The organism is Streptomyces sp. NPDC006739 (genome assembly GCF_042869815.1).
Lineage (GTDB): Bacteria > Actinomycetota > Actinomycetes > Streptomycetales > Streptomycetaceae > Streptomyces.
In genome coordinates this window covers 170776-197107 of sequence record NZ_JBIAGM010000009.1, presented here as the reverse complement: position 1 = coordinate 197107, position 26332 = coordinate 170776, and the positions used below count along the sequence as shown (strand labels likewise).

Below are 26332 nucleotides of genomic sequence, written 5' to 3'. Positions count from 1 at the left end.
GACGGCCCCTCTCGAACGACACCCCGAAAGGCACCGATCATGAACACCCCCAAGGGTACCGACAACCGCGCCCCCCGCGCCGCCCACGCGATCAAGGGCGCCGCCGCCGCCCGCCGCCGCGACCAGTTCGTCGAGGTCATCGCCCGACAGCTCGACCAGATCGCCCCGGGCACCATCCGTGTGCGCGTCGTCCCTGTCACCCGCGACGGCCGCCGCCGCACGTGGGTCGTCCTCGACTCCGCGAACGGTCCCGTCGGTGCCGACCGCGAGGCCCACCGCGCCGCCTACGGCCTGCTCACCCGGGCGTTCCCGGCCGCCAACTGGAACGTCGCCCGCACGTACGACGCCCGGACCGGCGAACTCACCGCCGACGAGCCCACCGCGCCGGCCGAGCTCGGCCTCGACACCACCCCGGAGGCCCGCCAGTGATCCGCCCCCAGCTCAGCGCCGACGGCCTCGCCGTCCGTCTCCCGCTCGCCGAGCACGTCGACCCCCTGCTCGACGAACTGGCCCTCGCGTACGCCCAGGACCCCGACGCCGTCGGTCGCCTGCTCGCCGCCCACGCCGCGAGCGTCGTCGCCCTCGACCACGCGATGTGCAGCGAAGACGCCACCGACTACGGCCGCGCCATGCGCGCCGCCGAGGCCGACGCCACCCGCGAGGCCCTGCTCGACGACTGCCCGGCCGCCGTCGCCGTCGACCCCCTGCTCGCCCCCGACGACGCGATCACCCTCGCCGGCCGCATCACCCGGGCCGCCGCCCACATTCGCCACCGCACCACCCCGAAGGGAACCGCGCACCAGTGACCGTCACCGCCCTGCCCCTGCCCCTGCCCCACACCCCGGCCGTACCGACGCCCGCGGCACCGGTCGCGGCACCGATCTACCAGCCCGCCCCGGCCGGCACCCCCGACGGCACGCCCCGCGTGTTCGCTGCGATCGCCGCCGTCATGCGCGACGTGATGCCCGTCGCCAAGGACAAGGAGAACCAGCAGCAGCGCTACAAGTTCCGCGGAGTCGACGACGCTATGTCGGCCATGGCCGGCCCGATGCGTGCGCACGGCCTGTTCATCCTGCCGAGCATCGCCGCCCACCACGCCGAGCGCCGCGGCGAGAAGATGACACACGTCAACATCACCATGCGGTATCACGTCTACGGGCCCGCGGGTGACTGCCTCACCGCCGAAGTGCCGGGCGAGGCGAGCGACTTCGCCGACAAGGCCACGAACAAGGCCCAGTCCGCAGCACTCAAGTACCTGTTGTTCACCCTGTTCATGATCCCCGTGGACGGCCGCAGCATCGACGACGGCGACCGCGACCACCCCGTCGAGCCGCCGGCCGAGCACCGCGCCGAACGCCAGCAGCGCAACCAGCAGCGCGCGCAGCAGCGCCAGCAGCGCGGGCAGCAGCCGCGCCGCAGCAACCGCGCCGAACCGGGCCCGTGGGAGAACCAGGGCCCGCAGCAAGGCGACGGCCTGTCGCCCCAGGCCCGGCAGTTGCTCGCCGCCGCTCAGGCCGCCACCTCGCCCGAGGTGTTCGCCGAGGTGCGCGACCGCGCCGCGAAGTCCGGCGCCCCGGCCGAGTTCCTGGCCCGCCTCGACCGTATCGACGCCGAGAAGCGCCAGGCCGCCCAGCAGGGGCAGCAGGGCGCCCAGCAGGCCCCACCACAGGGCGAGCAGGCCGCGCCGCCGTCGAGCCCGCCCAAGAACCCGGAGGCCGCCGCCGCGGAGGCCGAGAACGCGCTCAGGCTCGCCGCCTCACGCGCGAACCTCCCCACCCTCGACGCCGACTTCGAGCGCGTGCACGGCATCCCGATCGCCCAGGCCCCGGCCGCCCAGCTCGACGCGTTCCGCGCCGTGATCGAGAACGGGGCCGCCCGATGACCGAGCAGCCCACCCCCGAGCAAACCGAGAGCAAGCCGAGCGCGCCCGACCCGCTCGCCGTCCGCGACGCCGTGACCCGACAGGCCGTACTCGGCGCCCTGCTCGACGAGGTCAAGAGCGCATACAAGGACGCCAAGACCAAGGCCGACGACCTACTCGACAAGGCGTACAGGGCCGGCGGCACGACGAAGATCGACGCCATGCTCCCCGACGGGACGAAGGTCGGTTCGTCGTCTCGGCAGGGGGGTGAGCGCGAGGCCCAGGTCGTCGACGCCGAGGCGTTCCGCGCATGGGTGCGTGACCACTACCCGACCGAACATGTCGTCGAGTTCGTGCCCGCTCAGGTACTCACCAGCGTGCGCCCCGGTTTCGCCGGCAAGGTACTTGCCGAGGCGACCGCCGCCGGTACCGCGAAGTACGTCGACCCCGGCACGGGCGAGGTGCACGACGTGCCCGGGGTCGAGTTGAAGCCGTCGAGGGCCGCCTCGCACCGGCTCACCTACACCCGAGGCAGCAAGGCCCAGCCGACCGACGGCCGCGCCCTGGTCGCCGCCGCGTGGCGAGCCGGCGCCCTGGTCGAGCATCTGCCCGCCCTCGCCCCGGCCGCGCCGCAGGCCGCCGGGAGTGACGCCGCGTGACCCGCGACAAGGTCGCGCAGAAGATCGCCGAACGCTTCCCGGACGTGCCCGGACAGCTCGCCGTCGACGTCCCGGCCGGCGAGGACAAGCCGCCGAACGTGTGCGACTACGGCAACCCCCGATGCGGAGCCGTACCCGTCCGCTTCTACGCGAACGGCTGGTTCTGTGACGACCACCCCGCCGGCCGCGCCGCGCGCGCCCGCACGACCCAGTGATCAGCCCCGGGGCGAGGAGACGACCGCGCCCTCGCCCCGGGCGCCCCACCCCCGACAGGAGCGACACCCCCGTGACCCTCGACGCCATGGATTGGGTGTGGACCCGTGCGAAGTCGCGTGGGAACGCCCGCCTAGTCCTGCTCGCCGTCGCCGACGCCACCACCGGGCCGGACGCAACCGCCCGCATGGGTACGGCCGAGTTCATGCGCCGGCTCGCCGCGTCCCGCTCGACGACGCGAGCCGCCGTCGACGCCGCCCTCGCCAGTGGCGAACTGGTCGAGGACGAGCCCGCCCAGGGCAGCCGCGCAACCCGGTACAAGATCCCCGGGGCCGTCGGGTACGTCCGTACCCACCGCGCTACCGGGCCGGATTCCGGCCCCGTAGCCGAGACGACCCCCGGGCCGGAATCCGGCCCCCTCCCCGCTACCGGGCCGAATCTCGGCCCCTCTACCGGGCCGGAGTCCGGTCCCCCCGCCGATATCCCCGACACCCTGTTTGGGACCGAGATTCGGCCCCCTATGGGACCGGATTTCGGCCCCCATCACTCACCCATAGAGGGAGTGAGTGAAGGAGTGAGGGAGCGCGGGCGCGAGGTCGCAGTGATCCCGGAGTTCGCCCGCCCCCTGGTCGACCAGATCACGGCCGCCCAGATCTACCCCGCGTGGACCCTCGCCCCGGCCGAGTGGGTCATCGTTCACGCCCTGATCAAGCGATCCGGCGCCGACATGCTCGCCGCCGCCGCCGTACAGGCTGCCCAGCGCGCCCGTAACGGCGTCGCGCACTCCCGGTACTTCCTGCGGGCGTGGCAGGCCCTACCGCCGGCCCCCGCGCCCGGCACCGTTCCGGCCGCCGCCCCTCCCGCCCCCGCCCGCTCGAACGTCGTCCCGTTCCCGGCCGCCGGCGGAGTCGGCCGCGTCGCCCAGTCCGCCGACTACCTCGCCCAAGCCCTCGCCGCCATGGAGGCCCAGCCGTGACCCCCCGCGAAGTCGCCGCCCTGCTCGCCTACGTCGTGAAGCTCGACCCGCGCCTCGCCCTCGACGACGCCACGGCCGCGACCGACCGACTTGCCCAGTGGTGCGACCTGCTCAGCGACGTGCCAGCGACCGCCCACGGGTGGGACGCCGCCCGCGTCGCCCGCGACCACATCGCACGCAGCCCGTACCGGATTCAGCCGTCGGACGTGTCCCGGCCGTGGCACACCCACAAGGCCGACGCCATGTCCCGACACGTGGGCACGTTCGAGCCGACGGCACACCCCGAGGTCGACCCCGACGACCAGTTCGGAAACGCCTACGTCGCCGCCCTGCGCTCCGAACGCCTCGCCATCGCGTCCGGACACCAGGCGCCGACCTCGCACCGCGCCCTCACCGCGGGCCCGGCCGCCGCCGAGGTCGAGCGCCGCCTCGCCGCACTCGGCGAGTACATGCCGCCCACCGTCGCGCAGGCCCTCGCCCAGTACCGGCCGCAGCGCGCCGAGCGCGAACGCCTCGCCCGCGCCGACGCCCCCGACCCGCTCACCGTGGCGTGCACGTGGTGCAGCGCCCCGGAGGGCGAGCCGTGCCGTGGCCGCGCCATCAACCCCCGTAACCAGCAGACCCGTTACCGCGCGAGCAGCAAGCCGCACCCGTGCCGCGTCGAGGACGCGACCGCCGCGCACCTCGCCCGCCGCAACCGCCAGGAGGCACACGCATGAGCCCGACCCCCAAGAGCGCCCGTACGCACCGCCGCAAGGCCGTGTCCGGCGACCGGACGAAGAACGTCACGTCGTGGCGCGTCGAGGCCAGTTGGGACCACCGGCCGAACGATCCGGTCGTGATCCGGACGTCGGACAAGAAGCGGGCCCGTCGGGCAGCGACCGAACTCGCCGACAAGGGCGCATACGTGATCTTCCAGGAGCACGAGGGTTGGGACCGGTGGCGCACCGTGCGCGAAGTCGACGGCGCCGCCCAGCTCGCCGAGCGCGCCGCCGAGCAGCAGCTCGCCGCCGCCGGCCACCCGCCGACCCCGTCCGCGTACCGGCCGGACGCCGAAGACCGTCACCGCACGTGGCTCGCATGGATGAGCGCCCGCGCCGAGGCCGACCGCCGCACCGCCGAGAAGGCCGCCCGCGACCAGGCCGAGACCGACGCCCGCCGCCGACGCCTCGCCGCGGAGGCCCGCCGGCACGCCCGCGCCCTCATGTCGCCGCCGGCGATCGTCCGCCCGGAGAACCGGCAGCGCGCCCGGCACATCACCGGGGCGCAGCGATGACCCCCGCCGCCCTCGCCGTCATACGGGCCGCCCTCGAAGACGCGACCACACGGGAACTACTCACCCGCCCCGGCAGCGCCGCCGTACGCGTCGCCCGGACCCTCGAAGACGCCGGATGGATCATCGCCCCCATCCCCGACGAGAACGGCCCCCACGGGGCCGCGTAGCCCCTGTGCCAGGGGTGGAACTGAAAGGCCAAGGGCCACCCCTGTGCGCTATCTTCCATCCATGGATGGTTCAATCCATCCAAGCAAGAACAGGCGCACCCTTAGATCCCGACGGAGGTACATCCATGAGCCGCCCCACAGCAGCCGAACGATTCGGCGCCAAGACGGCCACCGGACCAACCCCCGCCGGCCTCGACACTCCCTGTCGCCTGTGGCCCGAGAACGCCCTCGACCGCGACGGCTACGGCCGTTTCTGGATTGACGGCCGGTACGTCCCGGCCCACCGCTACGGCTACGAGCAGGCCCGCGGACCCATACCGGCCGGCCTCGAACTCGACCACCTGTGCAGCGTCCGCCGATGCGTCGCCGACGACCACCTCGAACCCGTCGACCACCGGACCAACGTCCTGCGCTCGACCGGCCCGTCGGCCGTCAACGCCCGCCGCAAACGGTGCGTGAACGACCACGACCTCACCGACCCCGCAGTCGTCCACATCAGCTACCCCCCGTCGCACCCCAACGGCATGCGCAAGTGCCGTGCATGCGCCCGCGACCGCGCCCGACGCCCCCGCGAGCAACAGCTCGCCCCCGTCGCCCAACTCCCCACCGTCACCCAGCCCGAGAGGACCGCCGCGTAATGGCAGGCGAAACCGTCATCACCTTCACCGGCAACGTGGTTGCCGACCCCGAACTCAGGTTCACCCCGTCCGGGGCGCCCGTCGCGAACTTCCGCGTGGCCAACACCCCCCGCACCTTCCAGCGCGACACCAACGAGTGGAAGGACGGCGACCCCGTATTCCTCAGCGTGTCCGTGTGGCGCCAACAGGCCGAGAACGTCGCCGAGTCCATCAAGCGCGGCGACCGCGTGATCATCGTGGGCCGCCTCACACAGCGCCAGTACGAAAAGGACGGCGAGCGCCGTTCGTCGTACGAGATCCAGGCCGACGAGGTCGCCCCCTCGCTGCGCAGCGCCACCGCCGCCGTGACCAAGAACAGCCAGAACGGCGCCCAGAACGGCCAGCAGTACCGCCAGCAGGGACAGAGCCAGGGATACGGCCAGCAGGCCGGACAGCAGGCGTACGGAGCACAGCAGAGCGACCCGTGGGCCAACGGCCAGTCCACCGCAGGCCAATGGGGGTCAGCAGTGAACGAGCCCCCGTTCTGACGTCCTCGCCGCGACCGGTCGCGGGCCCGCCCACGCGCGCGCAACGCGCAGTGGTTCACCGCCAACGCCGTGAAATCAGCGTTCGTCCGTGCACTTCCGGGCGACCGCGAACACCGACAACCGACTCATGAGACGGAGCTACGCCCCATGACCCGCATTCCCGACGCCGTCGCCGTCGCCTCGCTCGAAACGCACCGCCTGATCGTCGCCGTCCCGAACGAGGGGCCCGCCGAAATCTCGTGCAACCTCCCCCGTCCGGTCGCCGCGTCCGTACTGCGCCAACTCGCCGACGGCCTCGACAGCCCGGCCGGCCGTTGCGAGACCGCCCTCGCCACCGGCCACCCGTGCCCCGTGCACGACGCGCCCGCCTCACTGTCCGAGGCCATGCTCGCCGCGGGGGCCGGCGCCGCCGAGGCGTTCGCCCGCGGGATACGGCAGGCGCAGCGCCCGGCCGGCCTCGACGCCCTGCTCGACCACCTCGCCGCCGCCATGGCCGACGAGCAGCAGGCCGCCGAGGAGCCGCCCGCGCTCACCGTCGAGGACGTGCGCGACGCCCTCGCGTTCAACGCCGGTGACCGCGACCAGGTACTCGCCACGCTCCGCGACGTCCTGCTCGACACCACCGCGACGCGCACACCCGAGCAGGCCCTCGCCGCCGCCCGAATCCTGCTCACCGCGCACGCCCGCCAGCTCGCCGCCCTGGTCGAGGCGCACCACACCGCCACCCGTGCCCGATGGGGACTGTCCCGCTCGACCCGCGGCCTGCTCACCGGATACGAGGGCGCCCGGAAGATCGTCACCGCGTACGCCGACGGCCTCGCCGACGAGCAGGCCCTCGCCGAGGGCGCAGCGAACGAGCAGGCCCCCGCGTGACCCCGGCCCGGACGTGCAGGGCGTGCCGGCGCCCCCTCGCTGCGCCCTCGCCCGACGGCTACGGCCCGAAGTGCCGGCGCAAGCACCAGCCGCCCGCCGTCCGGGCCCGTCGACCACGGCGACCGCGCCGCGCCCCGATCGAACAGCCCACCCTCGACGACGCACAGGAGCAGCAGCACCCATGAGCCCCCGCCCCCAGCAGCGCGCCCCCAAGGGCCACAGCCGCGACCGTGCCGACCGGCGGGCCGTCGTCGACGTCCTGCTCGCCCGCGCACAGCGAGGCGTACTCTCCGCCGCCGAGGGCGCCCTACTCGCCGAGCACGTACGCGAGGAACAGCGCCTCGCCGACGAGCCGGCCCGCGCCGAGCAGCAGCTCGCCCCCGTCGAGGCCACCCTCGCCGAGGTACGCCGCCGGCACCGCGGGGCGTGCGAGCGCGTCGACCAGTTGCTCGCCGTCCTCGCCCGCGTCCGCAACGCCCAGTCCCTCGGCGACGCCCTCGCCGCCGTCGCCGAACACGACGGCATGTCACCGGCCGCCGCCCGCATACACGCCCGCATTCTCGACCGCGCCGACTCGACCGACGCCCGCCTCGCCGAGCAGCAGCGCGAGCACGACATAGCCCTCGCCACCGCCCGCCGTAACACCGTGGCCGCCGCCGCGGAGGCCAGGGAGCAGCGACACCGGGCCGACCGGTACCGGACCGCATGGACCGCCGCCCGCCGCGACCGCCGCGCCGACCGCGCCGCCATGGCCGCAGAACTCCCCGCCGTCCAGGCCGGACAGCGCGCCCTCGCCGTCGCCGACGAGCTGTTCGTCGCCGGCCGCGCCCCGGCCGAGCGCGACGCCGGCCGCCGCATCCTCGCCGTCGTCAAGGAGAACACCCGCCCGTGAATGTCACCGCCCAGCCCACGACCGACCGGGGCCAGCAGGCCGCCGACGACCTCGCCGCCGTCCGCGAGCAGTGGGGCGACCTGCTCGCCGCGATATCCGAGCCCCCGCGGCCGGCTGCATGGATGCCGTACGAGCGCCGCGGATTCCTCGACCAGGTCGCCGCCGAGGACCGCGCCAGCGACGAGCCGACCGTCGGCCGTCTGCCCCTGGTCGTGCGCGAGCACCCAGCGCCGGCGAACTTGCGCGCCCTCGACGCCGCCCTCGCCGTCGAGCGCGACGTGTTCGACATGTGCGACGCCGTCGCCGAGCGCGTACAGCGCGCCGTCGACCGCGACGACGCTCGACTGTGGACCCTGCCCACCGTGCGGGCCGCGGAGTGGAGGCACGACGCCGACCGGATCGTCGACCGCATCGGTTCCCGCGCGCACGGACTGCATTGGGCATGCGTCTACCTCGCCGGCCGCGCCCTGTCCGAGCCCGACGGCGAGCTGTTCCGGATCACGCCCGCGCCCCTGCTCGACCAGATCGTCGCCATGGCCCGCGGCGCGCGTCGCAGCGTCGAGGCCGCGCTCGGCCGCGAGGGACGGACGCTCACGCTCGACGACCCGTGCCCGTTCTGCAAGGGCGGACGGATCGTCGTGCACAACGGCGGAGGAGACCCGCGGGCCGCCGTAGCGACCTGCTCGACGGGCCCCGTGTGCCCGGCACCTGTGGACACCGAACGGGGCCGTAGGGCGTGGCGAGGCGCCGACCTGGTCGCGTTGTGGGTCGCGATCAACTCCGGGCGCACCGTGGCCTGTTGAGGCCGGCGCACGGTCGTACACGCCCCCGGGGAGCGCTCGGCCCCGGGGGCGTAGCCATGCCCGATCACGGTTCCGTAACGCTTGCTGCAACTGTTGCTGTAACCATTGCTGCAACGCCTACTGTTGGCATTCCTGACGGGTTCTCACCCCGACAGGAACGCCGGCCCTCACCCGGCACCCACACCAGCGACCAAGGGAGCGACCCCATGGCCACCGTCACGATTCCCGGCGCCCTCGCCGACTACCTCACCGACCAGTTCATCAGCGACGACGAGACCTGCGACGCCCTCGACGCCGCCCGCCGCGGACGCGGCCGAACGCTGGTCATCGAGCCGACCAGCACGCGCGTACTGCACGTCATCAGCCGGCACGCCGAGCACATTCTCAGCATCCCCCGCGCCTACACCCGCGCCACGCGCGACGCCGCCCGCCTGTGGATCACCCGCGCCGGCCACTCGCCGGCCGTCATGGTTCACCACTTCGACAGCACCGGCAGCGCGTACAACCAGACGCAGTGCCGCGAAGACATCCGCGACGGCGACGTTCTGGTCGTCGAGGCCGAGCGCGTCGTCGGTTTCCTCCGTAGCGCGTGGCCGGCCGCCATCACCGCGGCGCACGGCGAGCTGCACACGATCGAGGGCGACCCGCGCACCGTCGACGACGGCCTGTACGTCGCCAGCATCGAGGCCGCCGAGAAGATCGCCGGCGAGCACGGTTTCACCCTCGCTGAGCAGCAGCTCGCCCCCGTCGAGGACGACGAAGCGCTGTACGCCTCGCAGCTTGTCACGGAGGCCGACGCCGACGCCGGCACGTGGCGGGGCGAGTGGATCGGCCAGCAGGCCGACGACGCCCTGTTCGCCGTCGAGCTGCCCGCGGAACAGGGCGCCCTGTTCGACGACCGCGCCACGGAGCCGTCCGCCGTCGAGGTCGAGCCCCCGGCCGTTGTGCCCAACTGCCCGCCCGAGGTCACCCGCGCATCCGTCGACGCCTACCTCGCCCGCGAGTACCCCGCCCTGTTCGCCCCCGAGCAGCCCCAGCCCCTCGCGCTCCCACCCGTGCAGATGTGGGCCGTAACGCACCGCGTCGTGATCCGTGGCGAGTGGCAAGGGCTGATCATGTGCGGACTCGGATACCGCGAAGCCCTCGACCGCGCCGACGTGCTGCGCTACACGGGCAGCAAGGCCGTTGAGGTCGTACCGTGCGAGCACGGCCCCCACGCCCACCGCGACGCCCAGCTCGCCGCACGCTGCGAGGGGTGCGGGTACCAGATCCCCACCGGTACCCAGTGGCACGACGCGTGCCGGCCCCGGCCGCGCCCGACCCCGCTCGACCGCGCCCGCCGCGCCGCGGAGATCACCGCCCAGTTCGACCGCACCCTCGACGCGTCCGCCTCCGTCGACGCCCTCGACGGCGAGCCCCCGTTCTGACCCGACCCCGACCGGCCCGCCCTCGACCGAGGGCGGGCCCCGACCCGACAGGGAGCACCGATGGACCAGCAGCCGAACGGCAACGAGCAGGGCACCGAGGGCGAGCCCGCGACCGCCAGCGACCGCCTGGTCGCCGACATGCTCGGCCTGTTCAACAAGTACGAGCGCGAGACGGCCGCCGCCCGCGCCGCCAAGGGTGACACCAACCCGTACGACCTCGCCCCCTACGAGGACGTGCACAGCCTCACCAACGAGTACGAAGCGGCCCGCGCCAGCAAGGACCCCGCCGCCCTCGACCAGTTCCTCGACAACCTCGCCGAAGACTTCCACCTCGACGACGTTCGCGCCCTACGCACGGCCACCACCGCCGTGCAGGCCGCCATGGGCCGGATCGCCCTCACCGCGCGCGAGAAGGGCATGAGTCCCGACGCGATCGCCGCCGAGACCGGATACACCGCGAGCCGGATCACTCAGTTCATCCGCGAGGAGAAGCAGCGCCGCGCCGCCGGCGACCAGTAGGCCCGCACACGAAAGCGGGCCCGCCCGGTTCCTCACAAACCGTATGGGCGGGCCCTCACCACCAGAGAAGGAGCGACCCGACCCGATGGCTACCCCGCAGCGTACCCAGCGCCGAGCCCAGCCGATCGCCGGCACCCGACCGACCGTCCGCCTCGACGAGCAGTTCGCCCGAGACCTCGCCGTCCTTATGGAGACCGGCGACGATCTAACGACTGCCATGCGGACCGCCGTCGGCATCGTGGCGAATATCTACCGGACCGCGTGGCACCACCAGGTGACGCCCGTCGGCACCGCGCCGACGCTCGGCGCATACAAGTTCGTCGAGAAGCCGCCGACCGTCGGCCCCGACTCTCTGCCGCAGGTCGACCACAACGGCCCCATGTGGACGCCCAGCAGCAGGCAGACCAGCAGTGATGACGCCCGTCGGCAGCAGCAGCCGCCCCGGCCGCCGCAGCGTCAGCAGGCCGGCCGACAGCCCGTCCGCCCGTAGCCGACACACCGGCAGCAGCAGCGCGCCCCGCCCGATCGTCGGCGGGCGGGGCGTGCCGTCAGGAGTCGAGGGCCCACTCAGCAGACTTCCCGCCGGCAGGCAGGGGCACCAGCCAACGGCACCAAGCCACCGAGCACCGCACAGACGACAGCGAGTTGTGGCGGGTTGAGCAGGGGCGCAGTGACCGCCATGACGATCACGACCACGATGAGGACTGCCGACGAACCGGGGCGCCGACGACGCTGAGACAAGGAACCATCAGCGGAAGTACAGAACTTGGGCACGAGCTTCCTTTCGGAACGAGAAAAGAGGAGTCGGCCGACACCCAGGAGCAAGACGCTCTGCACCCAATGATGCGCAGCCTTTCGCCCTCTTTCAGCTGTTTGCAGCGGAACGACGAAGCTGTCAACATCGGCGCCCCAACTCTGCTACACCAACGACTTGCACCCCTCTGACCTGGTACGCAGCGCGCGCCCACTCTCCTGGCGCTACTTAGCCGGCGTCGTATGCGACGGGCAGAACATCAATGAGAGGGGCACACGGTGGAGGGATTCGCTACAAGTTGCGCCGTGACCTTTCCGTGACCTATTGTTGGCCGCGTCTTCGGCGTGCCCGCACACGGACGCCCTACTTCGAACGCCCTGCCGCTCCCCCCAGCGGCGGGGCGTTCGCATGCCCCCTGCAACCATCGCCACGGGTCACACGTCCCTCTTACGTAACGCTTACCAACCCGTGGGGGGACAACCCGTGAAGCACCGCGCCACCGCCTTAACCCTGGCCACCGTCGCCACCCTCGCAGCGCTCACCGCGTGCAGCAGCAGCGATGACGACGCCACGGCGAAGAAGTCGACGCCGCCGGCCGCGCCCGAATCCGTGAGCGCCAGCGACGCCGCCGCCGCTCTGCATAACGCCGGCATTCCGGCGAAGCCGACCGGACAGGCGCGCACCGACCTACTTGCCGCACTGCGCAAGATCAGTCCCGCCCTGGTCGCGGACGAAGGCGACGCAATCGACAACAGCCGCAACCAGTGCTCTGCCATCAACGGCAAAGCCGCCAAGCTCGATTGGTCCGCACAGCAGCGATTCGGCACCAGCTCGCACGAGGTAAGCGACGCCGAAGCGAAGCAGATCAACGCCGCGTTGACGACCTTCTGTAAGACCGCCTGAACCAACCCTCGACGGCCCGGCACACCCCCATGTGTCGGGCCGTCGGCACGCCCGCGGGAGGTGACCCCGTGGGACGCCCCATCGACGACAACGACCGCCGCCGCGTGCGCGAGCTGCACGCCGCAGGCAAGTCCCGCAACGACATCGCCCGCGAGATCCGGCGCAGCCCGTCGACCGTTTCGAAGATCGCCGCCGCGTGTGAGCCGCCGTTGTCGTTCGACCGCGCCGCCGAGGTGGCCGCCGCGACAGCCGTCCGTACCGCCGACCTCGCCGCGCGCCGCGCCGCCCTCGCCCTCGCCCTACAGGACGACGCCGAGCGCCTACGCATGCAGCTCTGGCAGCCGGCCGTACACGGCGAGTTCGCCGGCAAAGAGGGGCACTGGCAACACGTCAACCTCGACCAGCCGCGATTCGTCGACCAACGCCAGATCATCGCGTCTGTACAGAGCGCCGTCGGCACCTCGCTACGCCTCGCCCCGGCCGAGGGTGGAGAGAACGCCGAGCAGGTGCGTTCGATGCTCGGAGTGCTCGGCGAGGCACTGACGCAGGCCGCCACCGACGACCAGGCCCACGACGACGGGGGCGCCGCCGGGGGGTGAGCCTGTGCTCGACCTCGACCGGTTGCCCCTGTCCCGTAAGCAGCTCCGCAGCATCGGACAGGCGACCGCCCGTATCAACCTGTGGCACGGGTCCGTCAGGTCCGGGAAGACCATCGCGTCGCTACTGGCGTTCGTGATCGCCGTTGCCACGGCCGGACCGTCCGGCCTGATCATCGTGGTCGGTCGGTCGTTGCAGACGATCGAGCGCAACGTGTTGGAGCCCCTACAGGACCGCGCGTTGTTCGGCCCCCTCGCCCGGCACGTCGTGCACACCCGCGGGGCGACCACGGCAACGATCCTGGGGCGCACCGTCCACCTGATCGGCGCCGCGGACGCCCGCGCCGAGGGCCGGCTACGTGGCCTTACCGCCCAGCTCGCTTACGTCGACGAGGCAACCCTGTTGCCCGAGGCGTTTTGGACCCAGCTACTCGCCAGGCTGAGCGTTCCGGGCGCCCGCCTGTACGCCACGACGAACCCTGACTCGCCGCGCCACTGGTTGAAGGTCGGATACCTCGACCGCATAGCCGAGTTGGACATGCGGGCGTGGCATTTCAAGCTCGCCGACAATCCGTCCCTGTCGCCCGAGTACGTCGCAGCGCTCGCCGCCGAGTACACCGGCCTGTGGCGGAAGCGCATGATCGAGGGCGCATGGGTCGTCGCCGAGGGCGCCATCTACAGCGAGTGGGACGAAGACCGGCACGTCGTCGACACCCTGCCCACGATGCGCCGCCACTGGTTGGGGATCGACTACGGCACGACGAACCCGTTCTCGGCCGTCCTGCTCGGCATGGGCGACGACGACCGCCTGTACGCCGTGGCCGAGTGGCGATTCGACTCCCGCAGCGCGCAACGGTCCATGACCGACGCCCAGTACAGCGCCGCCGTCCGGACGTGGCTCGCCGACTACCGGCCGCCCGGAGCGTCGGCCGGCACAGGCAAGGGAGTCACGCCCGAGTGGACGTTCGTCGACCCGTCGGCGAAGTCGTTCTCAACTCAGCTTTGGCACGACGACCACACGGGCGTAGCGCGCGCCGACAACACCGTCGCCGACGGCATCCGGTCCGTGGCCGCCCTGCTCGCCGCCGACCTGCTGTTCGTGCACCGGTCGTGCGACGGCCTGCTCGGCGAGTTGCCCGGTTACTCATGGGACCCCAAGGCGAGCGAGCGCGGCGAGGACGCCCCTTTGAAACAGGACGACCACTCAGTCGACGCACTGCGCTACGCGATCCACTCGACCGCCCACGAGTGGCGGCACCTGTTGACCACGCCCACCAGGAGGTGAGCCCCGATGGCACTGCCCGACAACGGCGCAGCGTGGCCGCCCCCGCAGTGGGCCCCGTACTACGCCGAGATGCGCACCGATGACGCCTGGTACTCCGGGGACCGTCGCCGGATCGCCCGCGAGTGCGGCGAGGAGGAGCACACCACGCCGAACCGCCGGGGTCCGTGGAACAGGCGCCGCGAACAGCCGCGCCGGCCGCGGCACCGGCTGCACGTGCCGTTGCCGTCCGATATCGCCGCGACGTCCGCCGACCTACTGTTCGGCGACATGCCGACGATCAAGGTCGCGGACCGCGCCACACAGGAACGCCTCGACGCCCTGGTCGATGAAGGCCAGTTGCAGCAGATCTTGCACGGGGGCGCCGAGCAGGGTTCGGCCCTGTCCGGCGTCTACCTCCGTTCCACGTGGGACCGCGACCTACTCGACCGGCCGATCCTGTCTGTCGTGCAGCCCGACAACGTCGCCCCCGAGTTCCGATGGGGCATGCTGCGCGCCGCTACCCTGTGGCGGGATCTCCCCGGCTCGACCGCCTCGACGATCCTGCGCCACGTCGAGCGGCACGAGGTCGGGCGCATCCTGCACGGCCTGTACGTGGGCACCCCCGACAACATCGGGCGAGCCGTCCCCCTGTCCGAGCACCCCGAAACGGCCGACCTGGTCGCCAGTCTCGGCGAGGACGGGGTAAGCGTCGCAACGGGCATCCGCGATCTGACGATCAGCTACGTGCCGAACATCGGGCCCAACCGGCTGCACCGGTCGAGCCCCATCGGGCGTAGCGACTTCCAAGGCATCCGCGACCTGTTCGTCTCGCTTGACGACGTGTGGACGTCATGGATGCGCGACATCCGCCTCGCCCGCGCGCGGCTGATCGTCCCTGACGGTTACCTCCGGGACTACGGCCCCGGCATGGGCGCAGGGTTCGACGACGACCGCGAGGTCTGGCACTCGCTGCGCATGCCGCCCACCGAAGGCAACGGCATCACCCTGAACCAGTTCGAAATCAGGGTCGAGGAGCACCAGCGCAGCGCCGAAGCACTCATGCGGCAGGCCGCCCAGTCCGCTGGGTACAGCGCGCAGTCGTTCGGCCTCGACGGCGGAGGCCAGCCGATCACCGCGACCGAGGTCGACAGCCGCGACGCCCGATCCATGGTGACCCGGAAGAAGAAAACCGGGTATTGGCGCAACCCCCTCGCGCACAGCCTGCACGTTCAATTGCAGCTCGACGCCGTGCACTTCGGGCAGCGCATCACGCCCGAGCGCCCGCGCGTCGTGTTCGGCGACGGCGTCGCCGAGTCCGAGCAGAACACCGCAACCACGCTCGAACTACTCCAGCGCGCCGGGGCCGTGTCGACCGCGACCAAGGTTCGATGGCTGCACCCCGAGTGGGAAGACGACCAGGTCGACGGCGAGGTCGCCGCGATTCTTCGCGAGACCGGCGCCGCCGACATGGCCGACCCTGGAGGGACCTACCCCCTGTAAAAGCTACTCAACGCGGAAGATGATGCAGAGCAAGCGCTCGGCGCGGTCGCGCACTTCGGGATCAGGGTGCGCCATGGCCAGCATGAGGAGGCTTACGAGAACCGCGCTGATGAGTGAGGGCCCGCTTAGGGCCAGTTCGTAATTCATATCTGGGAAATTACAGGCCCCAGGAACCCTGAGGAACCCCGAAATTATGGCCTAGGCCATTCTCCTACGCGCCAACGATAAGAGTCGCATTTCGCGCACGGGAAGTAAATGTTCCCAGGTCACGCGGATAGCTTTCCGTAGATCCATCGGGAAAATATTTCTTCGGGGGTGGGTAGTGCCTATTCACCCGGGCATGGTCGAGGATCTGGCCTCGACGACGCGCGACCTGTACGCCGGCGCCGAGGAGCGGCTGTTGGGCATCATCGCCCGCCAGCTCGCCGCCGGCCTCGAAGCGCCCGGGTGGGTCGAGGCCAAGCTCGCCGCCGTGCAGCAGGTGCGCCGCAGCGCACAGGCCGTCGTCGACGAGTTGGCCAAGGCGACCAGCCTCGACGTGTTCGACGCGGTCGCCGAGGCGTACAACATCGGGCACCGGTCCGCGGTCGCCGAACTCGGCGCCCTGTCCGACGACGCCCGCCGCCTGGTCGACGACCGCATACCGAATGCGCAGGCCATCGACCGCCTCGCCCAAGAAGCCGTCGACGTCGTCACCGAGACGCACCGCGGCATCCTGCGGGCCGTCGTCGACACGTTCCGGGCCGTCGTCTCCCGCGTCGCCGCAACGCCTCTACTCGGCACCGGCACCCGCCGACAGGCCGTGCAAGACGCATTGCGGCAATTCGCCGACGCCGGTATCCGGGCGTTCGTCGACAAGGCCGGCCGCCGCTGGTCGCTCCCGTCGTACGCCGAGATGGCCGTACGGACGGCGACCGCGCGGGCCGCGACCGAAGCGCACATGCGCACGCTCGCCGAGCACGGCGTCGACCTGGTCGTCGTCTCCAACTCGCCGCGCGAGTGCCCGCTCTGCCGACCGTGGGAGCGGCAGGTGTTGACGATCGGTGGCCCGTCCGGGCCGCGGACGGTCGAGGTCGAGCACGCCGTCGAGGACGGCCGCATGGTCCGTGTGGACGTCGCCGGAAGCCTCGACGAAGCGCGCGCCCGGGGGCTGCAACACCCCAACTGCCGGCACAGCGTGTCCGCGTACACCCCGGGACTGACCACGGTGGAGGACGCCGAGCCGGACCCGGACGGGTACGAGGCCGGACAGCGACAGCGCGCCATCGAGCGGAACATACGCAAGTGGAAGCGCCGCGAGGCCGTCGCCACCACCCCGGCCGAGAAGCGCGCCGCCGCCGCCAAGGTCCGGGCGTGGCAAGGCAACATGCGCCAACACCTCGCCGACCACCCCGACTTGCGCCGACTCAGGCACCGCGAGCAGGAAGGAGCGGGAAACCTCCCCGCCTCGCCCCGCCCGCCCGCGCCCGACCAGGTCGAGCGCGCCCGCGTGTGGTCCGGCGACGATCGCACATTGCGCGAGATGGACGACGACCAGCTCGCCGCCGCCCTGCGCACGCCGCTCGACGACCGCGCCCGCCGCCGGATCGAGGCCGAGGCCGACCGCCGCGACACCGAGGCCCTGCTCGGCCGCGCCGCCCCCGGCGGACGCCTGGCCGACGACCTGCTCGGCCTGTCCGACGACGACCTCGCCCGCGTGTGGTCCCACGTCGACGACCGCGACCGCGTGCGGATCATGGCGGAGACCGACCGACGCGACCGCGCCGGCCGCCTCCCCGACGTCCGGCCCGACCTGGTCGGCCTGTCCGACGACCAGCTCGCCGCCCGCTACCGCGCCGCCGGCGACGGCCCCGAGGGCGCAGCAATCGCCGCGGAGGCCGCGCGCCGCGACCTGCTCGGCCGCCTGTTCCCCAGCGGTCGCCTGCTCGACGACCTCGCCGCCGCCGGCGACGACGACCTCGCATGGGCCATGCAGTACGCCGACGAGCGCGAACTGTTGCGCATCGCCGGCGAGATGGACCGCCGCGACCGCATCGAGCTACCGCAGCCGGCCACGACCGGAAACGCCGTCGACGACCTGCTCGCCGACCGCGACGCCCTCGCCGAGACCATGGGCGAGCGCACCCCCGACCCGGACGCATGGGGCGCCCTCGACGACACCCCGCCGCCCGCCGCCGACGCCGGATTCTGGGACGACCTGAAACGGGCCGCCGCCCGCCTGTACCGGGACGACGGCGAAGACCAGGACGAGCGGCACAAGATCACCCGCCGCGAGGCCCGCGCCCTGTACGACGAGTACGTGTATCGGCAGTACCTCGCCGCCGAGGACGCCTGTAACGGCTACCTGCTCAACAAGAAGGCGCAGGCCGCCGGCCACAACCCCGCAACCCTGTTCAGCGGGCCGGCCCGTATCGCGCACGCCCGCGCATCGGACGAGCTGAAAGAGTGGTGGGCCGAACACGGGCGCCTCACACAGGCCGAGTTCATCGAGCAAGTGACCGGCAAGGCCCAGCGATGGGCCGAGGGCGCCCGACACAACGAGTCCGACCAGCAGAACAAGAGGTGACCATGGGCGCGCGCGAGGACATCGTGAAAGCCACGCAGGAAGGCCGTACGGCCGGCCAGCAGGGCGACCCACCGACCGCGTGCCCGTACCCCGGAACGTCGACCCTACGGACCGCGTGGATACGCGGATACGCCCGCGCACGGCCCGTCGCCGACGAGGTCGACCAGGACGTCGCCGACTAACTGAACACCGAGCACCACCCCAAGGGGGCCCGCCAGGAGCGGGCCCCCTTTCCGTTTGCCCGCATCCGGCCGGACGCCAGGCGCAACCGGCCCCGGACACCGTCCCAGGAGGACCCGTGTCGACTCCCACCCCCGCCGCCCCGACCGCCCCGCAGAACGCCCCCCAGGGCGCCCCGCAGGCGCCCCAGGCACCGCAGACACCCCAGCAGCCGCAGGCACCCCAGACGCCCGCGCAGACCCCGCAGCAGCCGGCGCCGCAGACCCCGGCCGCGCCGGGGGGCGAGCCGCAGGACGTCGCCTCGCTTCCCGATTGGGCCCAGAAGCTCATCAGGGACACCCGCGCCGAAGCCGCGGACTACCGCACCCGCGCCCAGGCCGCCCAGCCCCAGCAGCCGGCCGCCCCCGCGCCCGTTCCGCAGCAGCCGGCACCGCCGGCCGAGGGCGACGTCGCCCGACTCCCGCAGTGGGCACAGCGCGTCGTGACCGACGGACAGGGCGCAGCGCAGCAGCTCGCTTTGCAGACGGCCGTGATCGCCGCCGCCCCGGCCGCGGGCGCCGACGTCTCCCGCCTGCTCGACTCGCAGGCCGCCATGCGCGCACTCGCCGCCATCAACCCGGCCGACCCCGCCGCGGTGAAGCAGGCGATCGAGGGAGTGCTCGCCACTCACCAGCACCTCGCCGCGGTCCCGCAGACCGCGCCGAAGGGTGGCGCCGACTTCGGCACCCCGGGCCCCGGAGCCGTCACGGCCGAGCAGTTCGCCGCCATGTCGTACGCCGAGCGCGTCGACCTCCACCAGTCCGACCCCGAGACGTACCGGCGCCTCGCCGGTTCCTGACCCGTCCGGCGACCGCGCCGGGCCCCCAACCGCCCGGCGACCGCGCCGGAGAGAGTGAGCACTGACTACCCATGGCCAAGACCACCAGTGCAGCGATGATCGTCCCCGAGGTCTGGGGCGACATGGCGCAGGCCGCATTCGTCGGGAAGGTCCGCGTCGGCGGATCGGCCGCCGTCGTCGAGGACAACACCCTTGAGGGCGCCCCCGGCGAGGAGATCGAGTTTCCGAAGTGGGGTGCGCTCGGCGACCTCGACGAACTCACCGAATCCACGCCCATGACCCCCGTGGCCATGTCGACCAGCTCGGCGAAGGCCGTGATCAAGGAGGTCGGTAAGGCCGTCGAGATCACCGACAAGGCCAAGTTGGTCAGTCTCGGCGACCCGGAGGCCGAGGCCCGCCGGCAGTTCGGCGTACTGGCCGCGCGCAAGGTCGACGCCGACCTGATCACCCAGGCGCAGGCCGACGAGACCGCGCTCGGCGGAGCGAACCCGCTCAAGTTCACCGCGGGCGCCGGCGTCACCAAGTTCTCTTGGCTCGGCGCCATGGTCCCCACGATCGCCACGTTCGGCGACGAGTGGGAGCCGGACGACTTCGCCGGCCTGTACCTGAACAGCGCGCAGTACGCCGACGCCCTCGCCGACGCGCAGTTCGTCGACGCCGCCAAGCTCGGCAACGGCGCGTCCGCCGCGGTGACCGGCAGCATCGGCCGTATCGGTGGCGTGTCCGTCTTCCTGACGAACCGCGTCGCCGCGGGCAAGTTCCTGCTCATGAAGCGGGGCGCGCTCGGCCTGCTCTACAAGCGCCGGCCGCTGGTCGAGTCCGACCGCGACATCCTCGCGCGCTCCACCGTCGTGACCACGACCCTGCACTACGCCGTCAAGCGGCTGGACGACAAGGGCATCGCCGTCGGCACCCTCGCCGCCCAGTAAGGAAGGAGGGCGCCGCCGTGATGCTGCGCCGCTACCACAAGCCGCCGGACGACGATCCGGACGGCACACAGACCGAGCCCGACGCCCCGCAGGCAGACAAGCCCGCGGGGCGTTCGCGTTCCCAGACCAAGAAGAAGGAGGAGTAACACCGTGCCCCGGATCTACGCGACGCCCGAGCAACTGAGCGCGTGGACCGGGCAGCCGGCACCGGACGGCGCCGAGCGCCTGCTCGCCCGCGCCTCCGAAGACGTCGAGGACGCCCTGTTGTGCGCCGCGTACGCCACGGACGCGGCCGGAATGCCAACCGACCCGGCCGTCGTCCTGGCCCTCGCCGACGCCACATGCGCACAGGTCGAGTACCAGCTCGCCACCGGCGACGACGGCACCGGAGCGGCCGGCCGATGGGGCAGCGTCTCTATCGGCCCCGTGTCGCTCGGCGACCGCCGGGACGCCCCGGCCGCCGTCGGCGACCTCGACCTCGCCCCCCGCGCGCAGCGCGCGCTACGCCGCGCCGGCCTGCTCCCGGGGGTGATCTGGTGAGGGTCCCCGCCTACCTGCTCCGCCACCGGGTCACCGTCGAGCCGTATCTCGGCGACGGCGCGTACGGCCCGCAGTACGGCCCGCCCGTCACCAACGTGCCCGCCCTGGTCGCCGCCGCCAACCGCATGCAGCGCGCCGCCGACGGCCGCGAAGTGCTCAGCACGACCACCGTGATCACCGCGCCGGACCTGAACTGTCCGCCCGGGTCACGGCTCACCCTGCCCGGCGGACGCACGACCACGGCGATCACCACAGCCGACCACAGCGCACCGGGCCTACCGGTACCCGCCTGTACGGAGGTGAGTTGCGAGTGACCGCCCGCGCCCGCCTCACATGGAACAGCGCCGCCGCCATACGCGGCACCCGACAGGGAGCGATCCGCGGCCTACGGCTCGCCGCCGAGCACGTGCTCGAACGCGCCCGCGCCCGCGTCCCGATCGAAGAGGGCACCCTCGAACGATCCGGCGTCGCGTCCGTCGACGAGACGTCCCTGACGGCCGGCGTCAGCTTTGACCAGCCGTACGCCGTCCGCCAGCACGAGGACATGACCCTTCGGCACGACGCCGGCCGCAGCGCGAAGTACCTCGAAGGCCCCTTGCAGGAAGAGGCCGGCACGGTCGAGGAGATCATCGCCGCGCAGGTGCGGAGGTCGCTCCGTGGCTGACCTGCTCGACGGCCTCGCCCGGTATCTGCACGGCCGCGACCTGCTCACCTACGACCCGGCCGGCCTCGCCGGCGACACGTTCGTCGAGACGATGCCGCCCACCCCCGACCAGGCCGTCGCCCTCGCCCTGTACGACGGCGCCCCACCGCAGGCCCGCGACGACGCCGACACCCCCCGCCTACAAGTGCGCGTCCGCGGCACCGCCGACCCCCGCGTCTCCCGCGCCCGCTGTACGGCCCTGTACCGCGCGCTGCACGGCCTCGCCGGCGTCGAGCTACCCGACGGCACTCACTTGATCCTCGCCGCAGCCCGCGGCACCCCGGCCCCGATGGGGACCGACAGCACCGGCCGACACGAGCACGTCGTGAATTTCGATCTTGACGTGTCCGGCCCCACCGACACCCCGTAAGGAGGCCCGCCCCATGGCAGGCAGCAGCAGGCCGATTGACGCTCGCGGCTGGATTTTCCAGGTCGAGGACGCCAACGCCACAGAGGAAACGTGGCTTCCGATCGCCGGACTGACCACGTTCACGCACAACCCCGGCGAGAACGAGGAGACGGCCGACACCACGGCGTTTGACTCCGAAGGCCATTACGAACAGGACGTGATGCAGAGGGGCGCCACCCTCGAACTGGAAGGTCAGTTCCGCATCGACAAGACGACCAAGGCCCAGGACGCCGGACAGGCGTACGTCGACGCCGAATGGTCCCAGCGTCTCGGAATCGAGTCACGGAACATGGTCCGGTGGCGGCACGAGACACAGACCAAGTGGGTCGTGTGGGAGGCCACCGTCACGCCCGGCGAGCAGGGCGGAGGCACCAACGAGAAGACCAGTTGGTCGGCGACCATCACCAGGTGTGGCGCCCCGACGTCCGCGGCGGTGGCCGGCTGATGACGACCGACACCACGGCGTACGACGACGACCTCGACGAGCAGGCGCCCGCCGCCGGCGACCCCGCCGACTTCGACGCGTTCTTCGCCGAGCAGGACACCAGCCGGCCCCGCGAGTCGTTCACCCTGTACGGCACCCGCTACGTACTGCCCGACTCTCTGCCCCTGATGTTCACGCTTCAGGCCGAGCGCGTGCAGGACAGCAACGACCCCAACGACGTGCGCAAGATGCTGGGGACGCTGTTCGGGGGCGACACCCTCGACACGTGGGCCGAGCACGGCATGACCGACCGACAGTTCGGAATCGTGCTGATCTACTCGGCCGCCAACGTGCGCACCCCCGGCAGCGTGACCATGCAGCGCGCCGCCGAGCTGCACGACGAGCAGGAGCGCGCCCGCGCCGCGGGAAAAGCCCCGGCGCCGAACCGAGCGGCGCGCAGGGCGAAGCCGAAGAACGGGAAGCGGCGGAGTTCTGGCAAGCGGTAATCCGCCATTGGCTCGCCATCGAGGGCGACCTGTCCCGCGAACACCAGGTGCGGCCGGCGGAGTTGGCCGCCATGTCCACCCGCCGGTTCGTCGCCCTGGTCGGCGCCCTGTCCCCTGACTCGCGTTTCGCGCGCGCATGGCGCCGCACACCGCGCCGCGCCGACTCGCCCGAGGACATAGCCCGGATCACGGGCCTACCGGCCCAGTAGCACCCGCACGCCCGGCACCACGGCCGGCACCACCCAAGGAGGTGAGGCCGTGGCGTTGACCGTGGGCGAACTGCTCGCCACGATCACCGTTGACGAGTCCGGCGTCGATGCCGGACTCTCCCGCGCCGAGCAGGCCGTACGCGCGGCCGGGACGACCATCGCATCGGACGCCGACCGCGCCGGCCGCCAGGCCGGGACCGCGCTCGGCGACGGACTCACCCAGGGCGCCGACGGCCGGATCAGGAACGCCCGCGGGCAGTTCGCCCAGGCCGGCGCCGACATCGGCGAGGCGACGGGCGGAAGTCTCCGGGAACGCCTGTCGGACAGCCTGAAAGTCGGCCTCGCCGGTATCGGCGTAGCCGCGGGCGCCCTGCTCATGACTGGCTTTGGCCAGGCCCTCGAACAGGGGCAGATCACCGGCAAACTCGGCGCCCAGCTCGGCGCGACGCCGGCGGAGGCCAAGAAGTACGGCGAGATAGCCGGCGCCATGTACGCCGACGCCGTCACCGAGGATTTCCAGGGTGCGGCCGACGCGATATCGGCGACCATGCGCGCGGGTATCGCACCGCCGGACGCGACCAATGCGCAGATTCAGAGCATCGCAACGAAGGTCAGCGACCTTGCGTCAACGTTCGAACTGGATCTCGGCCAGACCGCGAATGCGGTCGGGCAGATGCTCAAGACTGGACTTGCGAAGAACGGCACGGAGGCCCTTGACGTACTGACCAAGGGTCTGCAAAACATGGGCCCGCGGGCCGACGATATCGCCGACACTTTCAACGAGTATTCGACGATTTTCCGGAACATCGGACTTGACGCGACTACGGCCACGGGCCTTATGTCGCAGGGTCTCAAGGCCGGCGCGAGGGATACCGACGTCGTCGCGGATTCCCTGAAAGAGTTCCTGCTTACCGTGCAGGGTGGCGGGCCGGAAGTCGACAAGGCTTTCGCGTCCATCGGCCTGAATGGCAAGGAAATGCAGGCCGCCTTTACAGAGGGTGGCCCGAAGGCATCGGCCGCACTGGACAAGATCTTTGACTCTATGCGGCAGATCAAGGACCCTGCCGAACGCAACGCCCTAGCCGTGGCGCTTTTCAAGACCAAGTCCGAGGACATGCAGGCAGCGCTGTACGCGCTGGACCCGTCCAAGGCCGTCGACACGTTGGGGCAGGTCGGGGGCGCCGCCGGGAAGATGGGCGACAGCCTGCGGGACAACGCCGGCGTCAAGATCGAGGCGTTCAAGCGGGGCGCCATGCAGACGCTTACCGAGTTCATCGGTAACACCGTCCTGCCTGTCCTTACCTCGCTGTTCTCATTCGTGAGCGAGCACTCAGGGGTTTTTACAGCCCTCGCCGCGATCATCGCCGCAGTTGTCATTCCAGTGATTACCGCGCTCGGCATTCAGTCGCTCATTGCGGGCGCACAGATGGCGCAAGCGTGGATCGTCGCCATGGGTCCGATCGGATGGGTCGGCCTCGCGATAGCCGCCCTGGTCGTCCTGATCATCGCCTATTGGGACGACATCAAGAAATGGACGCTAGCCCTTTGGGACTGGTTCGTCGATAAAATCGTGTGGGCCAAGGATGCCGCGGTTAACGCGTTCCTGAACTTCACACTTATCGGCCTCCTGATCAAGCACTGGTCGACCATCAGATCAGGCGCCATAGCCGGATGGAACGCCGTTGTAAATTGGGTCAAGGGAATTCCCGGAATGCTGTATAACGCATTCCTTCGATGGACTCTTCTCGGCCTGATCATCAGCCATTGGCAGAACATCAAAACCGCCACGGTCAACAAGGCCGGCGAAATGGTGACGTGGGTCCGCGGCCTGCCCCAGCGGATCTCTAACGGCATCGGGTCCCTCAAACAGTTGTTGTACGGCAAGGGAACCGACGTCGTGCGCGGCCTGTGGAACGGCATCCGGTCCATGGGTTCCTGGCTCAAATCCACGTTGATCAGTTGGGCAAAGGACCTGATTCCGGGCCCGATTGCAAAGGCACTCGGCATTCACAGCCCGAGCCGCGTCATGGCTCGCAGCGTGGGCCGCTGGATTCCCGCGGGCGTCGTCAAGGGCATCCGGGCCGGACAGGGCGCCCTCGACCGCGTCATGTCCAACCTGGTCACCCCGCCCGCCGTCCCCCAGTTCGCCGGCGCCACCGTCGGCGCCTACGGCTCGCCGTATGCGTCATCGGGCGCGACTGTCCACGTCGAGCACTGGCACGCCGCCGAGAACGGCACCCCCGACGACAACGCGAAGGCCCTCGCATGGCTCGCGAAGGCAAGGGGGTGACCGTGGCGGCAGGAGACCAGGTCACCCGGCCGGGGCACGTGCAGTACGGCGACCTACTGCTCGGCCCCGGCACCCCCTACCGGTGGCGCTCCATCACCGGATGGGAAGACCTTCCCGCCCTCGACTCCGGGACCGTGGCGCGCGCGGACGCGCACGGCGCGTTCCCGGGCCGGCTGCTCGCGCAGGCCCGCACGATCACCCTCGACGGCATGGTCGTCCGGGCCCCGCGGGCGACGATCGGCGCCACCGTCGCCACCCTCAACGCCGGCACGGTGCCAGTCGAGGACGAGCGCCCGTTCGTCGCATGGCTCGACGAGCGCGGGCCCCTGCTCGCGTACGCCCGCGCCACCCGCCGCGCCGTCCCCGCCGGCCCCGGATACCGGCTCGGCACCATCACGGGCGCAGCGCTGGAGTTCCAAGCCACCGACCCGCGCCGCTACGAACTGACCGAGCGCAGCGTGTCGGCAACCCTGCCCATGTCCGAACCGGGCCTGTCGTGGCCGCTCGCGTGGCCCCTGGCGTTCGGCACTCCGGGCAGTACGGGCGCCCTGTCGACGCTGAATGCCGGCGACGCCGAGACACACCCGGTCGTGGAGTTCCGGGGCCCGATGACCCTGCCCGCCTTGACGAACCTCACCACGGGCGACGTGATCGAGTACGACCTCCCCCTCGCGGCCGGCGACGTGCTCAGCGTCGACACCCTCGCCGGGACGGTCGTCCTCAACGGCACCGCCTCGCGGATCTACACCGCGACCTCGCGCTCAGTGCCCGAGCAGACGTTCACGCTCGCCCCCGGCACCGCATCCCTCATCTTCCGCGCCGCGCCCGGCAGTTCGCCGACCGCGACGGCGACCGTGCGCTATCGCTCGGCCTACTGGTAAGGAGACCCC

General features: G+C 71.8%; 35 protein-coding genes. All 35 read left to right on the top strand.

The window, feature by feature from the left end; all coding sequences use genetic code 11:
* The first annotated feature begins 39 nt into the window (after window positions 1–39).
* The 35 genes from ACFYMM_RS20140 (at window position 40) to ACFYMM_RS19970 (ending at window position 26323) form a co-directional block, all read left to right on the top strand.
* Complete coding sequence (locus ACFYMM_RS20140) at window positions 40–429, top strand: hypothetical protein (RefSeq protein WP_388388305.1); 390 nt, start codon at window positions 40–42, stop codon at window positions 427–429.
* Window positions 426–806 (top strand): hypothetical protein, encoded by a 381-nt coding sequence (locus tag ACFYMM_RS20135; RefSeq protein WP_388388303.1) that lies wholly within the window; start codon window positions 426–428, stop codon window positions 804–806. Before ACFYMM_RS20140 ends, ACFYMM_RS20135 begins: the two co-directional genes overlap by 4 nt.
* Window positions 803–1882: an ERF family protein gene (locus ACFYMM_RS20130; protein WP_388388301.1), complete on the top strand. Its 1080-nt coding sequence runs from the start codon at window positions 803–805 to the stop codon at window positions 1880–1882. The genes ACFYMM_RS20135 and ACFYMM_RS20130 overlap by 4 nt, the downstream gene beginning before the upstream one ends.
* Complete coding sequence (locus tag ACFYMM_RS20125) at window positions 1879–2520, top strand: hypothetical protein (RefSeq protein WP_388388299.1); 642 nt, start codon at window positions 1879–1881, stop codon at window positions 2518–2520. Before ACFYMM_RS20130 ends, ACFYMM_RS20125 begins: the two co-directional genes overlap by 4 nt.
* A complete protein-coding gene (locus tag ACFYMM_RS20120; protein ID WP_388388297.1) occupies window positions 2517–2735 on the top strand; it encodes a hypothetical protein in 219 nt (72 codons plus the stop codon). The genes ACFYMM_RS20125 and ACFYMM_RS20120 overlap by 4 nt, the downstream gene beginning before the upstream one ends.
* A 71-nt stretch (window positions 2736–2806) precedes the next feature.
* Window positions 2807–3709, top strand: a complete 903-nt coding sequence (locus ACFYMM_RS20115) for a hypothetical protein (protein ID WP_388388295.1) — start codon at window positions 2807–2809, stop codon at window positions 3707–3709.
* Entirely contained in the window at window positions 3706–4428 is a 723-nt protein-coding gene (locus tag ACFYMM_RS20110) for a cell surface glycoprotein (protein ID WP_388388293.1), read from the top strand. The genes ACFYMM_RS20115 and ACFYMM_RS20110 overlap by 4 nt, the downstream gene beginning before the upstream one ends.
* Window positions 4425–4985 (top strand): hypothetical protein, encoded by a 561-nt coding sequence (locus ACFYMM_RS20105; RefSeq protein ID WP_388388291.1) that lies wholly within the window; start codon window positions 4425–4427, stop codon window positions 4983–4985. Before ACFYMM_RS20110 ends, ACFYMM_RS20105 begins: the two co-directional genes overlap by 4 nt.
* Entirely contained in the window at window positions 4982–5152 is a 171-nt protein-coding gene (locus ACFYMM_RS20100; RefSeq protein WP_388388288.1) for a hypothetical protein, read from the top strand. Before ACFYMM_RS20105 ends, ACFYMM_RS20100 begins: the two co-directional genes overlap by 4 nt.
* A gap of 125 nt (window positions 5153–5277) precedes the next feature.
* Window positions 5278–5790 (top strand): HNH endonuclease signature motif containing protein, encoded by a 513-nt coding sequence (locus ACFYMM_RS20095; RefSeq protein ID WP_388388286.1) that lies wholly within the window; start codon window positions 5278–5280, stop codon window positions 5788–5790.
* Window positions 5790–6317: a single-stranded DNA-binding protein gene (locus tag ACFYMM_RS20090; protein ID WP_388388283.1), complete on the top strand. Its 528-nt coding sequence runs from the start codon at window positions 5790–5792 to the stop codon at window positions 6315–6317. The genes ACFYMM_RS20095 and ACFYMM_RS20090 overlap by 1 nt, the downstream gene beginning before the upstream one ends.
* 147 nt (window positions 6318–6464) lie before the next feature.
* Window positions 6465–7190 carry a hypothetical protein gene (locus tag ACFYMM_RS20085; RefSeq protein ID WP_388388281.1) on the top strand — a complete coding sequence of 242 codons (726 nt, stop codon included), beginning with the start codon at window positions 6465–6467 and terminating at the stop codon, window positions 7188–7190.
* Window positions 7191–7371: 181 nt separating this feature from the next.
* Window positions 7372–8082, top strand: coding sequence for a hypothetical protein (locus ACFYMM_RS20080; RefSeq protein ID WP_388388279.1), 711 nt, complete (start codon window positions 7372–7374; stop codon window positions 8080–8082).
* On the top strand, window positions 8079–8885 hold the full coding sequence (locus tag ACFYMM_RS20075; protein ID WP_388388277.1) for a hypothetical protein: 807 nt from the start codon (window positions 8079–8081) through the stop codon (window positions 8883–8885). Before ACFYMM_RS20080 ends, ACFYMM_RS20075 begins: the two co-directional genes overlap by 4 nt.
* A gap of 206 nt (window positions 8886–9091) precedes the next feature.
* Complete coding sequence (locus ACFYMM_RS20070) at window positions 9092–10312, top strand: hypothetical protein (RefSeq protein WP_388388274.1); 1221 nt, start codon at window positions 9092–9094, stop codon at window positions 10310–10312.
* Window positions 10313–10372: 60 nt separating this feature from the next.
* Window positions 10373–10831 (top strand): hypothetical protein, encoded by a 459-nt coding sequence (locus ACFYMM_RS20065; protein ID WP_388388272.1) that lies wholly within the window; start codon window positions 10373–10375, stop codon window positions 10829–10831.
* 85 nt (window positions 10832–10916) lie between these two features.
* A complete protein-coding gene (locus ACFYMM_RS20060; RefSeq protein ID WP_388388270.1) occupies window positions 10917–11321 on the top strand; it encodes a hypothetical protein in 405 nt (134 codons plus the stop codon).
* A gap of 747 nt (window positions 11322–12068) precedes the next feature.
* Window positions 12069–12488 carry a hypothetical protein gene (locus ACFYMM_RS20055; protein WP_388388267.1) on the top strand — a complete coding sequence of 140 codons (420 nt, stop codon included), beginning with the start codon at window positions 12069–12071 and terminating at the stop codon, window positions 12486–12488.
* 68 nt (window positions 12489–12556) lie between these two features.
* Window positions 12557–13087: a helix-turn-helix domain-containing protein gene (locus tag ACFYMM_RS20050; protein WP_388388265.1), complete on the top strand. Its 531-nt coding sequence runs from the start codon at window positions 12557–12559 to the stop codon at window positions 13085–13087.
* A 4-nt stretch (window positions 13088–13091) separates the two neighbouring features.
* On the top strand, window positions 13092–14369 hold the full coding sequence (locus tag ACFYMM_RS20045; protein ID WP_388388263.1) for a PBSX family phage terminase large subunit: 1278 nt from the start codon (window positions 13092–13094) through the stop codon (window positions 14367–14369).
* A 6-nt stretch (window positions 14370–14375) separates the two neighbouring features.
* Entirely contained in the window at window positions 14376–15848 is a 1473-nt protein-coding gene (locus ACFYMM_RS20040; protein ID WP_388388261.1) for a phage portal protein, read from the top strand.
* A 340-nt stretch (window positions 15849–16188) separates the two neighbouring features.
* Window positions 16189–18414 carry a phage minor capsid protein gene (locus tag ACFYMM_RS20035; RefSeq protein ID WP_388388259.1) on the top strand — a complete coding sequence of 742 codons (2226 nt, stop codon included), beginning with the start codon at window positions 16189–16191 and terminating at the stop codon, window positions 18412–18414.
* 2 nt (window positions 18415–18416) lie between these two features.
* A complete protein-coding gene (locus ACFYMM_RS20030) occupies window positions 18417–18596 on the top strand; it encodes an Rmf/CrpP fold protein (RefSeq protein WP_388388256.1) in 180 nt (59 codons plus the stop codon).
* A 116-nt stretch (window positions 18597–18712) separates the two neighbouring features.
* Complete coding sequence (locus ACFYMM_RS20025) at window positions 18713–19432, top strand: hypothetical protein (protein WP_388388254.1); 720 nt, start codon at window positions 18713–18715, stop codon at window positions 19430–19432.
* Between the two features lie 71 nt (window positions 19433–19503).
* Window positions 19504–20361 carry a phage head protein gene (locus ACFYMM_RS20020; RefSeq protein ID WP_388388252.1) on the top strand — a complete coding sequence of 286 codons (858 nt, stop codon included), beginning with the start codon at window positions 19504–19506 and terminating at the stop codon, window positions 20359–20361.
* Window positions 20362–20378: 17 nt separating this feature from the next.
* Window positions 20379–20507: a hypothetical protein gene (locus ACFYMM_RS20015; RefSeq protein ID WP_388388250.1), complete on the top strand. Its 129-nt coding sequence runs from the start codon at window positions 20379–20381 to the stop codon at window positions 20505–20507.
* A gap of 4 nt (window positions 20508–20511) precedes the next feature.
* Window positions 20512–20901, top strand: a complete 390-nt coding sequence (locus ACFYMM_RS20010) for a hypothetical protein (protein WP_388388248.1) — start codon at window positions 20512–20514, stop codon at window positions 20899–20901.
* The gene (locus tag ACFYMM_RS20005) at window positions 20898–21215 is read left to right on the top strand and encodes a hypothetical protein (RefSeq protein WP_388388246.1); all 318 of its coding nucleotides are present in this window, start codon (window positions 20898–20900) and stop codon (window positions 21213–21215) included. The genes ACFYMM_RS20010 and ACFYMM_RS20005 overlap by 4 nt, the downstream gene beginning before the upstream one ends.
* Complete coding sequence (locus ACFYMM_RS20000) at window positions 21212–21565, top strand: hypothetical protein (RefSeq protein WP_388388244.1); 354 nt, start codon at window positions 21212–21214, stop codon at window positions 21563–21565. Before ACFYMM_RS20005 ends, ACFYMM_RS20000 begins: the two co-directional genes overlap by 4 nt.
* Entirely contained in the window at window positions 21558–21974 is a 417-nt protein-coding gene (locus tag ACFYMM_RS19995) for a minor capsid protein (protein ID WP_388388242.1), read from the top strand. The genes ACFYMM_RS20000 and ACFYMM_RS19995 overlap by 8 nt, the downstream gene beginning before the upstream one ends.
* 13 nt (window positions 21975–21987) lie before the next feature.
* Window positions 21988–22458, top strand: coding sequence for a phage tail tube protein (locus ACFYMM_RS19990; RefSeq protein WP_385992306.1), 471 nt, complete (start codon window positions 21988–21990; stop codon window positions 22456–22458).
* Window positions 22458–22943 (top strand): hypothetical protein, encoded by a 486-nt coding sequence (locus ACFYMM_RS19985; protein WP_062028888.1) that lies wholly within the window; start codon window positions 22458–22460, stop codon window positions 22941–22943. Before ACFYMM_RS19990 ends, ACFYMM_RS19985 begins: the two co-directional genes overlap by 1 nt.
* Before the next feature lie 71 nt (window positions 22944–23014).
* Window positions 23015–23152, top strand: a complete 138-nt coding sequence (locus ACFYMM_RS19980) for a hypothetical protein (RefSeq protein WP_366711225.1) — start codon at window positions 23015–23017, stop codon at window positions 23150–23152.
* A gap of 49 nt (window positions 23153–23201) precedes the next feature.
* Window positions 23202–25442 carry a phage tail tape measure protein gene (locus ACFYMM_RS19975; protein WP_388388239.1) on the top strand — a complete coding sequence of 747 codons (2241 nt, stop codon included), beginning with the start codon at window positions 23202–23204 and terminating at the stop codon, window positions 25440–25442.
* Window positions 25418–26323, top strand: a complete 906-nt coding sequence (locus ACFYMM_RS19970; RefSeq protein WP_388388237.1) for a phage distal tail protein — start codon at window positions 25418–25420, stop codon at window positions 26321–26323. The genes ACFYMM_RS19975 and ACFYMM_RS19970 overlap by 25 nt, the downstream gene beginning before the upstream one ends.
* The last annotated feature ends 9 nt before the right edge of the window (window positions 26324–26332 follow it).